The 11,853-nt window shown below is 45.3% G+C and carries 11 protein-coding genes; 8 read left to right on the top strand and 3 right to left on the bottom strand.

From position 1 onward, the window contains the following. A partial coding sequence (locus tag ACOJS8_RS19285) for an OmpA family protein (RefSeq protein WP_420150179.1) occupies nt 1–630 on the bottom strand: 630 nt, incomplete at its 3' end. Between the two features lie 431 nt (nt 631–1,061). Between ACOJS8_RS19285 and ACOJS8_RS19280 the strand changes: the two genes are divergently transcribed. Next, entirely contained in the window at nt 1,062–2,264 is a 1,203-nt protein-coding gene (locus tag ACOJS8_RS19280) for an alpha/beta hydrolase family protein (protein ID WP_420150178.1), read from the top strand. Nucleotides 2,265–2,267: 3 nt separating this feature from the next. On the opposite strand, the gene ACOJS8_RS19275 is transcribed toward ACOJS8_RS19280, so the two are convergent. Then, nucleotides 2,268–2,552: a hypothetical protein gene (locus tag ACOJS8_RS19275; RefSeq protein WP_420150177.1), complete on the bottom strand. Its 285-nt coding sequence runs from the start codon at nt 2,550–2,552 to the stop codon at nt 2,268–2,270. Nucleotides 2,553–2,838: 286 nt separating this feature from the next. Further along, nucleotides 2,839–3,201 (bottom strand): hypothetical protein, encoded by a 363-nt coding sequence (locus tag ACOJS8_RS19270; RefSeq protein ID WP_420150176.1) that lies wholly within the window; start codon nt 3,199–3,201, stop codon nt 2,839–2,841. A 273-nt stretch (nt 3,202–3,474) separates the two neighbouring features. Between ACOJS8_RS19270 and tkt the strand changes: the two genes are divergently transcribed. From tkt to ACOJS8_RS19235, 7 genes are all read left to right on the top strand, one after another. After that, nucleotides 3,475–5,520, top strand: coding sequence for a transketolase (gene tkt / locus ACOJS8_RS19265; protein ID WP_420150175.1), 2,046 nt, complete (start codon nt 3,475–3,477; stop codon nt 5,518–5,520). A gap of 528 nt (nt 5,521–6,048) precedes the next feature. After that, the gene (locus ACOJS8_RS19260) at nt 6,049–7,896 is read left to right on the top strand and encodes a pyruvate kinase (protein ID WP_420150174.1); all 1,848 of its coding nucleotides are present in this window, start codon (nt 6,049–6,051) and stop codon (nt 7,894–7,896) included. Between the two features lie 351 nt (nt 7,897–8,247). Further along, entirely contained in the window at nt 8,248–8,526 is a 279-nt protein-coding gene (locus ACOJS8_RS19255) for an ArsR/SmtB family transcription factor (RefSeq protein WP_420150173.1), read from the top strand. A gap of 279 nt (nt 8,527–8,805) precedes the next feature. Beyond that, nucleotides 8,806–9,531 (top strand): universal stress protein, encoded by a 726-nt coding sequence (locus ACOJS8_RS19250; protein WP_420150172.1) that lies wholly within the window; start codon nt 8,806–8,808, stop codon nt 9,529–9,531. Nucleotides 9,532–9,636: 105 nt separating this feature from the next. Further along, on the top strand, nt 9,637–10,641 hold the full coding sequence (locus tag ACOJS8_RS19245) for a glycosyltransferase (protein WP_420150171.1): 1,005 nt from the start codon (nt 9,637–9,639) through the stop codon (nt 10,639–10,641). A gap of 39 nt (nt 10,642–10,680) precedes the next feature. Further along, nucleotides 10,681–11,439: a glycosyltransferase family 2 protein gene (locus ACOJS8_RS19240; protein ID WP_420150170.1), complete on the top strand. Its 759-nt coding sequence runs from the start codon at nt 10,681–10,683 to the stop codon at nt 11,437–11,439. A gap of 57 nt (nt 11,440–11,496) precedes the next feature. Beyond that, the coding region (locus ACOJS8_RS19235; protein WP_420150169.1) for a glycosyltransferase family 2 protein at nt 11,497–11,853 on the top strand (357 nt) is incomplete at its 3' end.

Below are 11,853 nucleotides of genomic sequence, written 5' to 3'. Positions count from 1 at the left end.
TGCTTCACCATACCCCTTTTCATCCACCCGTGACGTTCGTACACCTTGGGCTTCCAGAAAGCTGGCAACTGAGTTAGATCGCTGTCTGGACAATTTTAGGTTGTAATCTTCGGGACCAGTAGCGTCAGCATGACCTTCTATGCGAATATCCGTGTCATCGTACTTGTTCAGCGTCCTGGCGAAATCCGTTAGCTGATCCTTTGTCGCTTGCTTAAGCGTATATGAATCGGTGTCGAACAGAATATCAGAGCCGAATGTAATTTTAATACCCTCGCCAACCCGTTCTATCTGGGCATTGGGCATTTGACGTTTCATTTCTTCGGCCTGCTTATCCATCCGGCGGCCAATAACGGCTCCGGCAGCGCCACCGACAGTAGCACCCAGAATAGCACCCAAGGCCGTATTTCCACTTTTTTGACCAATAACGGCTCCAACTACGGCTCCACCACTGGCCCCAACAATGCCACCCTTCTGGGTTCGATTAAGTTTACTTTTACTGGTCGACGTCTGCTTATTGTTCGCTGTCTGCTTTGATGACTTACAGCTTGTCAAAACATTGCCAGATAAAACACCAACGGATAAGACTACGGCTAGCATTCTTGTTCTGACTGATGTCAACTGAATATTCATAGTGTTGTGAACATTTGGTACTATCCATAATTGTCCAAACCTTGTACCAGTTTAATCTATAACGGTGTATATATGCGTAAATAGCTCAATAAACTATTGATAGACAGTGATTTATTGGAATATCAGGTCACATATTTAGTGAGGTAACGGGGCTCGTATGGAAGTAGTTTGATAGAGTAATCGGGAAGGAGTATGCCTAATAGTGTGGAGTACGTTCCACATAAAAAACGCCAGTAAAAATGTATGCTGACTGGAAGTTGTTCTAAATTTAACTTTTCTCTGACGTTACTACTATTTTCTGCTAATTAACGTATTGATTATCAACAGGCTAATTCTGTTTATTTATTGAAGCTCATTGACTGGTAAACAAACGAAAATTCAATCGTAAGCGTTAGAATATAAGCCAGTCATACAGACTTTCAATCCTCTACATGCTACTAACAAAATCGTTTATTACGCTACTTCTGGCGGGAAGTATGCTTCTGATTGCACCAACAAGCTGCAAAACCTCGACCGTTGATGATCCGGCTCCGCCCGCTCAACAGCATACTCTAATTAAAGGCTCGCTGATTGGAGAATACTCGACCGATCAGCTACGTAGTCGTTTTACGGGGGCCAGCACAATTCTGCAAATCTTTATCCGATACGGTATTAAAGCCTATCGGTTAGAATATACAACAACTAATACGGACGGTAAAACGGTAACGGCCTCCGGTGCGCTGATTGTTCCGAACGTAACAACGGCGGCTCCTATGCTAAGTATGCAACATGGCACCATCACGAGTGATGATGATGCTCCGTCGAATTTTCGGTCGAGTAGTGAGGCTTATTCGTATGGATCGGTTTTCGCTTCACAGGGCTATATTATTGCCGCTCCTGATTATATTGGCTATGGTGCCTCGAAAAATTTACCGCATACGTATGAAAATCAGAATGGCCTGGCGACGGCCTCACTCGATATGCTACGGGCTGCCCGTGAGTTTCTGAGTAATGAGAAAATCAATTGGGACAAGCGTCTGTTTGTTGCTGGTTATTCGGAAGGTGGTTATGCGACAATGTCACTTCAAAAGAAAATAGAAGAAGAAACAGGTAATGAATTCAACCTGGTGGCGTCAAGCTGTGGAGCCGGGGCTTATGATAAAACAGCCTTTATGAACCACCTTTTTACCCAGCAAACGGCAGGCGTGGACTATATCAATCGGCTCTACGTATGGGTTTTATTGACGTATGATCGGATTTACGGGCTTAATCGGCCAATGACGTATTACTTCAAGGAGCCTTACGCTACGTTGATCGCAAAAGATGGTATGAATGCTTCCATCAATGTCAGCCTGAATCTGGCTTTTACAGATAGTTTCAAAAAGGCTATCGTCGACGGTACGGACAAAGAATTTATAGCAGCTGTTCAGGCCAATAATGTTCACGACTGGAAACCACGAACGCCCACACGGCTATATCATGGTACCGCCGACGAAATTGTGCCTTATCTGAATTCCCAGAATGCTTATGACGCAATGAGAAAACGCGGAGCAACTAACGTAGAGATAAAGCCTGTTCCGGGCGGAACGCATGCTACGACTATAATTGAATTTATTCGGGGGACGTATGAGTTCTTCGGCAGTATTCCAAGTTAAAAACTATTCAGGGCTGCTGCGACGATTCGTCGCAGCAGCCTTCTGGAATAAATCCTGCACTTCGACGTCGGTTGCTTGCGTAAAACCGACGTATTGACGGAGGGCGCTGCAAGCTTCCTCAGAAGCTACAGGGGCGCCACGATCAATTCCGCAGGTTTTGCTGGCATAGGCCCGTAATGGTTGCCCTGATCGATAGCCAGTTTCCGTTGTTGCAGCTCCAGAAGCTTTCGTTACGTTCTTAATGGTCTGTTTTGTTACGTGCCGTGACGGAATTATAGTCTCATTCAAAACACGCACATCAGCTCAAAGCCATTTTCTGGTTATGCTTCGCCTGTATTACCAATGACTTGTTCGGCGTCAAATAAATTCTTGCCGGGATGCAGTCATTATCAATACCCGATCAATAAAAACCAGCCGAAAAACAGGCTGGACGTAGTGAGTATCTGGACAGAACGGATAGAGGTCGCGAAAATGATTCGGAAACAGAGATGTCCGAACAGAAGCAAACAAAGGCATACCTGAGCTTGACGACTTAAGCGATGATCGACTGATAAAAGAAGATCGACCCGGCTGGTTAGGATTCAGCTGGATGATAATACGCCCGATGTTCTTCTTCCGAAGCAAATAGCATGGGATGACTTCCCGACTGGGTATTGCATTCAACCGTGAAAGGTGAAAGATGAGTACTTCGGGCGGGAACAACGGTATAAACGACATTCTTAACCGTTAGCTCCTGTTCAGTTAAGGGCTCTTTCACCAGGCATGAGTTTTCGTGATTAAGCTCAAGTACAAACTTAACCGAAGAGACTTTCCCTTCCAGAAAATCGTAGGATGCGGGCCCACCGTTATAGGCATGATCGCCCGGAGGGTAGCTTGTATAAACCGTGTCGCCAACGGCAAAAGGTGCCGTAAAATCCAGCTTAACGTGAAGTGGCATAAGTATCTATGTTTTTTAGGGAGAGTGAGACTTTTAGCTATGCGCTCCCGTAAAGACTAGATTAAGCAGATAATTGTTCGCATTTTTAATCTGCTTTTTGTGCCTCTCTTCGGTAAATAATAAATAGTTTACCCGTGAATTATATCCGTTTTTTCGATATTCCCGGTTTTTTTCAATCCTCTTACGGCGTTCAGTAGTTAGATAATAAAGCGGATTGACTAACGGTACAATTCGGTAATAGGGAGGCATTTTTTATTATCTGATTCATTTACTATGGCTAAAAAATCGGTTGACATCGACCAACTTAGCATCGATACCATCCGACTTCTGTCGGTTGATGCTGTTCAAAAAGCTAACTCCGGCCATCCCGGCTTACCATTAGGTGCAGCGCCTATGGCCTACGTTCTCTGGTCACGCTTTCTGCGCTTTAATCCTAAAGATCCCCACTGGCCCGACCGCGACCGGTTTGTGTTATCGGCTGGTCACGGCTCTGCCTTGCTTTATAGCTTATTGCATTTATACGGATACGATCTGTCGCTGAACGATCTGAAGCACTTCCGGCAGCTTCACTCCAAAACGCCCGGCCATCCCGAATCGAACCTGACGGCGGGCGTAGAAGTAACCACTGGGCCGTTAGGGCAGGGGTTTGCCAATGGGGTTGGCATGGCAATGGCCGAAGCGTTTCTGGCTGCGAATTACAACCGCAAGGGCCAGACAATAATGGACCATTATACCTATTCGATTGTCAGCGATGGCGATTTGATGGAAGGCATTGCCGCCGAAGCGGCTTCGCTGGCCGGGCACCTCAAACTGGGTAAATTAATTTATCTCTACGACGACAATCTGATTTCGCTGGATGGCCCCACCAATCTGGCTTTTACGGAAGATCGGATGGCACGCTTCGACGCTTATGGATGGCACACGCAGCACGTAGCCGATGGGAACGATCTGGAGGCAATTGAAGCCGCTATCAAAGCCGCACAGGCCGAAACCGAGCGCCCGTCCATCATTGCGGTACGTACCGTTATTGGTTATGGCAGCCCTCTGGAAGGTACCAGCAAATCGCACGGCAGCCCACTCGGGGAAGAGAATGTGCGTAAGACAAAAGAGTTCTTTGGCTGGGACCCTGATAAATCCTTTGTGATTCCTGACGAAGTAAAAGAGCATTTGCTCGAGGCAGGCAAGCGTGGGGCAGAATTACAGGCCGATTGGAAAAAACGATTCGATGCGTATAAAGGTGATTTTCCGGAAGATGCGGAGCGATTCACGTTATCCTTTAAAGGGAAATTCCCGAAAGGATGGGATGAAACCCTCCCCAAATTTGCACCCTCTGATGGTCCATTGGCAACCCGGCAGGCATCGGGCAAAGCACTGGAAGCCCTGAAAAAGACAGTCCCTTATCTCTTCGGTGGCTCGGCCGATCTGGCTTCTTCGAACGATATGCCTACAAAAGGCGATGTTAGTTTCCAGCCCGGTCATTACCAGAATTCGAACATCTGGTTCGGTGTTCGTGAGCACGCGATGGGAGCCGCCCTCAACGGAATGGCCCAGCATGGTGGGGTGCATCCTTATGGCGGTACGTTCCTGAACTTCTCCGATTACATGCGGGGCGCCATTCGTCTGACAGCGCTTGCCGAATCGTCCGCTACGTTCGTCTTCACGCACGATAGCATTGGTTTGGGCGAAGATGGACCTACACACCAGCCAGTTGAGCAGTTTGTGTCGCTACGTACTATTCCGAATATTATCGTGTTACGTCCCGCCGACGCGAACGAAACCGTAGAAGCGTGGCGCGTAGCGCTGATGCAACCCAAAACACCTGTAGCGTTACTGCTTAGTCGGCAAAAACTGCCTGTACTCGATCAGGAAAAATACGGCTCAGCGCGTGGGCTCGAAAAAGGTGCTTACATCCTAAGCGATTGTGAAGGCGTGCCCGAGCTTATTTTGATTGGCACAGGATCGGAGGTTTCGCTTATACTCGAAGCCCAGAAGGAACTGAAAAAACAAGGAATTCGGGCACGGGTGGTTAGTATGCCCTCCTGGGAATTGTTTGAGCAGCAGGATATTGCGTATCATCATAAGGTATTACCACCAGCCATACGCAAGCGACTGGCCGTTGAAATGGGGTCGCCTATTGGTTGGCATAAATACGTAACAGACGAAGGTACAACCCTTAGTATGAACCGATTCGGGCTGTCGGGCCCCGGCGAAGAAGTGATGGAATACTTTGGCTTTACGGTCGAGAACGTAGTGAAAAAAGCGAAATCCGTCCTGAAAGGCAATCCAGAGGGTATTGAGAAAAAAGAAGTATTATCCTGATTATCGGTTTATACGTAGTGTCGGATTTGAAAACCCGACACTACGTATAAACCGATAATCGGCACTTTATTTCTTACGTAGAGCTTTATTGATTGGTGTGTCATCTTATAGCCCAACGATTCTCCTTGTTGGCTCTTTACCTAACAAAAAGTTTATTAATCAACAAAAACCCTCTAGCCGAAGTAAAAGAAGATGGGATAAAGCCGATCTATTACGGTTTACACACACACACACACATATATATATATATATAATGGAGTTGGTTTCCAATGAGAAAAGTGACTACTCGGGCCAGGTGCCTGACTTTGTTGTAAATCTAATTCGTTACATCAGAGCGGATGAGCTACGTGAGGCAGAGAATCGTACTCGATTAAATGTTGATACAGTAAGGGACGCTAGAGAAATTATTCGACTGTATTACTGTAAAGTGAAATCGTTAAATTTATAATTGACAAGATTTAAACATAAAACTTCCCGAAAACTTTACGCTTTCGGGAATGTTTATGTTTAAGACAATGATAACGGATTATGGAGCAGGACCTACGATCTATCAACGAGCTGATTCAGGCATTGCTGGCGTTACGTAACGATATGCTCAGGCTGGAATCTGAAGTATTACCGGACGACCGTGATCTGGCGGCAACGTATCAGAAAAGTGCTCGTAATCTACTACATTATTTAGCGATGCGTCAGCAGGACTTACGTCCGTTGCAGGCTAAGCTAACTAGGTTGGGCGTATCATCATTAGGGCGGGCCGAGGCCCACGCGCTGGCAACGGTCGATGCCGTACTGGATATACTTCACCGGCTCAGGGGCGATTCTTTTTCTGGTTCGGCGTCTGCGCAAGAAGCCCCCAATTTCGCTGAGGGAGAACACTTACTGGCCGAACATACCATTGCGCTGTTTGGCGATAAAGCTGGAGAACGCCCGTGCCGGATTATGGTAACGATGCCCAGTGAGGCTGCCGATGATTACGATCTTATTTATAACCTGCTGGAACATGGCATGGATTGTATGCGGATCAACTGTGCCCACGACAGCCCGGTAGTCTGGTTAAAAATGATTACGCATCTCAAACAGGCCGAAAAGAAACTAGAGCGTTCCTGTAAAATTCTGATGGATTTGGCCGGTCCCAAAATACGTACCGGGCCGCTGCCCCCCGGCGAGGCTGTTCTGAAAGTGAAACCCCAACGTAATACGTTGGGTCAGGTCATGATTCCGGCACGTATCTGGCTGTCTACGTCTCGAAAAGCGGCTCCGGCATCCGTCGATAATTGTTTAAGACTAAATTCTGCTACGTGGTTAAGCGAGGTTAACGTTGGGGATAAGCTGACATTCAAGGACGCCCGAGGTTCTAATCGATCAATGACAATTACCGACGTAACAAAAGCAGGCTGTTGGGCTGAGCTGTCAAAGACGGCTTATTTCGTGTCGGGTACAGAACTACGGTTTGGTAAAAAGGTGGCTACCGTTACCGGGATTAAGCCGGTAGAAAATTTTATTCGATTAAAGCCGGACGATACGCTGGTACTGACCCGAAACACCAAGTCTGGCTTTTCTGCCCAAACAGATCATCAGGGGGAAACACTAAAACCGGCAACAATTGGCTGCACACTGCCCAAAGCCCTGCAGTACGTTCAGGTTGGCGAACAGATTTGGTTTGATGACGGAAAGATTGGAGGAGTTGTTGAGCATAAAGATCGTCGGCAGTTGCGCATTCGAATCATTCAGGCTAAACCGAATGGTACAAAGCTTAGAAGCGATAAAGGCATTAACCTGCCAGATTCCAAAGTTAGTTTATCGGCTCTGACTCCTGCCGATATTCAGAATCTGGCGTTTGTGGTGAAACAGGCCGATATAGTGGCTTTGTCGTTTGTAAATCAACCTAAGGACGTAGATCAGTTAGTCGAACACATTCGGGAGCTGGACGGAGAACAACCCGCTATTGTGTTGAAGATCGAAACCCAGGCAGGCTTTAGAAATTTGCCCAATCTGCTGCTACGTCTGATGCAATCGTCGCCTTGTGGTGTTATGCTGGCCCGGGGTGATCTGGCGGTTGAATGCGGCTTCGAGCGGCTATCCGAAGTACAGGAGGAAATTTTGTGGCTGTGCGAAGCGGCTCATGTGCCGGTTATCTGGGCAACGCAAGTTCTGGAGACATTGGCAAAAACCGGCATTCCGTCCCGTGCCGAAATTACGGATGCTGCCATGGGGCATCGTTCTGAGTGTGTAATGCTGAACAAAGGGCCTTACATTCTGCAGGCGGTCGACGTATTGGATGGCATTCTACGTCGAATGCAGGCGCATCAGGATAAGAAGGATGATTTGTTACGCGAATTACAACTGGCTCATGGAATCAAACGGTTAGCTCAGTAAGCTGATAAGAAGTCGTAGTTTGTAACCTCCTCAACTTTTTGAATCATATGAGCGCAACTTGAAAAGTAACGTTGAGTGTGCACAAAGGTGTAATTATGGACTTAATTTTTTACGAATTTATTTAAATGCAGTCAATAGGTATATGTTTATCATAATTATGTATCTTTATGTGGGTTTAAGTATTTCTGATTATCTTTATTCGTCCAAAAGATATATTTATAGGTACTCTGTGGGAATATTGGTAAATAACATGGGCGCTTGTCAGTAGAGAGTGTGTATTTTGTTTGAATAATTGCATTACCATTGAGAGGTTGGTCTGTCTAATAGCTTGTACTCTTATTAAGAACTGATATGATGAATCAGGTAAATGATCGAAAAGTTAATCGGCTGACAGACGTGCTAAACGTATTAGCTGATCCAGTTCGTGTACGTATCGTATTATGCTTAGTCAGGCCCACATCCATAAGCTCTTTACAAAATCATCTGAAAATTGGTCAAAATACATTGTTGCACCATCTGACAAGAATGCAGGACAATGGACTTCTTGTTGCGGAGCATTCGGACGGAAAGGTCTACTATTCTCTACCAGACAGGGCTTTGGAGAGAGCTGTAAGATTACTAGCGGCCTGACACACCGTTAACAGCCATTTGTTTCTCATAAACAGCGGGCGGAAGCTCACCAAAACCCCCAGTAGCCTGATCTTAATAAGATCAGGCTACTGGGTTTATATAGGTACCAGAAGTTGAGCTGGATAGGTTTAATAAGAGGAATAATCAGCCAGAAAGTAAGATGGGCTAATCGGAAGCATCTACCCAGGCTTTTTGCTACGTAATCAGTTCTCCCTATTAAATATGCTGGGAAGGTAACGCGTTTTTTTTGTTACGTTAAAAACATTTATTAACGCACCCATGACAAACCTGCTTTTCCCCACCGATTTCTCGACTAACACGGCTGCCCTGGACTGGGTACAGTTCTTCGCTCGAAAAACGGGCGCAACCATTACATTACTGCACGTGTATCAGCCAATGATCCCGGACTCTACGCTACCGACTATTGGCGATCCAGGATTAGGTGTAATGGCTTCTCAGGAAGTAGAAGACATCAGTCGCCAGCAACTGGGTTCTCTGGCAACTGATCTACGTAAAGAAGGATTACCCGTCCGTACTGACTGGCGAATCGGTGATATTGAAGACAGTATTCTGGAGTCAGCACGCGAACACTCGGCTGATCTGATTGTGATGGGACGTAGTGACCTGAGTACATTTTTCGATCGGCTTGTGGGTAGTGCAGTAACCGAAGTAGCTGATGAAGCTCGCTGCCCGGTTCTCATTGTACCGACAATTCCCGTAGGTAAGACGAAACGTCCGGCGCAGATTCATAAAATTGTTTATGCAATGCAGCCACAAACGACGCAGGAGCTGGTAGCTTTTCAAACGGATTCATTAGTAAGAGCTTTCGACGCCGAGCTTGATGTGCTCACCGAAGACGAACTTGACAATGCACAAGCTGATTTAATTGTGATGCAATTGTACCCGAAATCGGGTTTTCTGGATGGTTTACTTCATCCGAACCACGTAACAGACCTGATTGAGAAATCGGATGTGCCCGTATTGATATATCATGAGCGTAAGTAAGCTCGTTAATTAACTACGCAATAGCTTGGATAACCCGCTCACTTAATTGAGAGCGGGTTATTAATTATAGTACTGCTACATTCGCCGTACATTTTGAAAATTGTCATGCCTTCTATCGATTACTCAATTGTTATATGCACGTACAATCCGGATGAGCGGTTACTCAAGCGGTGTTTGCAGGCTGTCGATAACCTGGATAAAGAAGGGCTTACAATTGAAGTAATTATTGTTGATAATAACAGCGCTGTTCCGGTCAGCAGCTTGCCTTCTGTGAAGGCTTATGCGCAAAAACTACCGGCCCTGACAATCATCAACGAGCGGGAGCAGGGCGTCAATCATGCACGTATTGCGGCTATCGACAAAGCCAGAGGCAAATACACGGTCTACTTTGATTATGATAACGAGCCTGAAGAAGATTATCTGCAGGCTCTTGAGAAACTGCATGAACAGTATCCGGACGTAGCAGCCTGGGGGCCAGGCCATGTATGGGTAGATTTTCTGGATGGGATTGATAAGGCTATCGAAAAGTATGCACGTAATCTATTTCAGGAAAGGCACGAAGAGAAGATTACTTTTGCAAAGGAACCAGAATGGCAACCCTGTTATCCATACGGAACAGGCCTCTGCACAGCTACATTTTTACTGAAAGAGTACGTCGCATTAGCCCGGCAGGGACGATTTACACTGTCGGGCAGAAAAGGAAATTTGCTAACGAGTGGAGAGGATACCCAGATGGTGTTGATTTGTATTCATGAGGGGTATGCCGCAGGCGTATCGCCCACGCTAAAGCTGAAGCATATAATTCCGGGTAATCGGGCAAACCATACATACGTAGTACGTCTGATTTACGGCACAGGTATCTGTTATGAAACCTGCGTTGTACAAGTGTTTCCTGAATACGTTGAGCAGCTTCAAAAAAAGAAAATCTCAGAAGCAAAATTTATCAGACGATCATTGAAAAAATACATAAAAGCCCAATGGAGCCGAGACCCTGACGATGAGTTCAGTCTTGTTAGTTACATAGCTTCAATTTCGGGCGTTTATCTGGCATTAAACAAGCCAATCCCTTCGTTAATTAACAGAATTACCAATTCACTAAAAGTAGGTTGAACCTATACAGGCTTACTGCTGAGTAATTTATAAGACAGAATGGAGCGTAAAGCAGAGATAAATAATAGCCGGTTAAGCATCATTATTGCTACGTTTAATTCTGGTCAGTTTCTTCAGGCATGTCTGGATTCAATTCATAATCAGCGTATCAAGGATATTGAAATAGTACTTGTTGATGGGAAAAGTACTGACGATACGATTTCGATAATAAAAGCGAATGCAGCTCCTAATCTCAAATGGATTAGCGAGTCTGATAAGGGCACCTATGATGCCTTCAATAAAGGCGTTACGTTAGCTACGGGAAAATGGATTTACTTTTTGGGGTCGGACGATAGGCTCCGTCCTGAATTCAGTGATCTAGTAGACCGACTTAAAGACACAAATACGGTGTATTATGGCAACAGCATAGGTTTTTGCATTGGCGATAACAAACCAGCCTATGATCTGTACGAAGGTGAATTTGATAAATACCGGCTGGCAAAATGCTGTATGAATCACCAGGCAATTATTTATCCGGCGACCGTTTTTAAAAAATATGCGTACGATCTGAAATATAAAATTGCGGCTGATTACGATCTGAATATTAAAGTATGGGGTGACGATTTTTTTAAAAAAGAATTTTACAACCTAACCATCGTGAATTATCACCTGAATGGATTGTCGTCACTGAGTACTGATCGTATTTTTAAACAAGATAAACCTGAGCGTATTAAGCAAAGTATGGGCTGGTTTATTTATGCAAGATATATGTATAAAAAATATAAACACAAGCGAAAAGGTTTATCCGATTTTGATTAAAAAATTAATTGAATAGCTGTATAGATAGAAAAAGTTTTTACTGATACGTAGCGTGCAATGATTTATACGAATAGTGAGCGTTCAATCGATGTAGTAATTCCCACCTTTCGGCTTCAGGAAAAAGAACTGCTGACCCTTATTTATTTACAAAGACCTGCTGATTTTGCGGTTCAGTTTTATGTGATTGCCGACAATCCTGATGCAGCTATTCCCGAAAGTATACGCAAGCTGCACGAAGCTAATGGAATAACTTTACTGATTAATTCTAAAAACGAAGGCGTTCCTGCTACGCGAAATCGGGGTATTCTGGCCGGAAAAAGCAAATGGATTTTATTCCTGGACGATGACATACATCCGCAGGAAGATCTGCTACTAGCGTATGCAGAAGCTATCCGACAACACCCGGATGCGATT

This window comes from Spirosoma sp. (assembly GCF_048594605.1).
Lineage (GTDB): Bacteria > Bacteroidota > Bacteroidia > Cytophagales > Spirosomataceae > Spirosoma.
Note: the sequence above shows the minus strand (reverse complement) of the source record. Positions and strands in the feature narration are given on the sequence as shown.

Coding starts and splice junctions, on each gene's coding strand:
- ACOJS8_RS19280 (WP_420150178.1), top strand. CDS start 1,062: ATGCTACTAACAAAATCGTTTATTACGCTACTTCTGGCGGGAAGTATG.
- ACOJS8_RS19270 (WP_420150176.1), bottom strand. CDS start 3,201: ATGCCACTTCACGTTAAGCTGGATTTTACGGCACCTTTTGCCGTTGGC.
- tkt (WP_420150175.1), top strand. CDS start 3,475: ATGGCTAAAAAATCGGTTGACATCGACCAACTTAGCATCGATACCATC.
- ACOJS8_RS19260 (WP_420150174.1), top strand. CDS start 6,049: ATGGAGCAGGACCTACGATCTATCAACGAGCTGATTCAGGCATTGCTG.
- ACOJS8_RS19255 (WP_420150173.1), top strand. CDS start 8,248: ATGATGAATCAGGTAAATGATCGAAAAGTTAATCGGCTGACAGACGTG.
- ACOJS8_RS19250 (WP_420150172.1), top strand. CDS start 8,806: ATGACAAACCTGCTTTTCCCCACCGATTTCTCGACTAACACGGCTGCC.
- ACOJS8_RS19245 (WP_420150171.1), top strand. CDS start 9,637: ATGCCTTCTATCGATTACTCAATTGTTATATGCACGTACAATCCGGAT.
- ACOJS8_RS19240 (WP_420150170.1), top strand. CDS start 10,681: ATGGAGCGTAAAGCAGAGATAAATAATAGCCGGTTAAGCATCATTATT.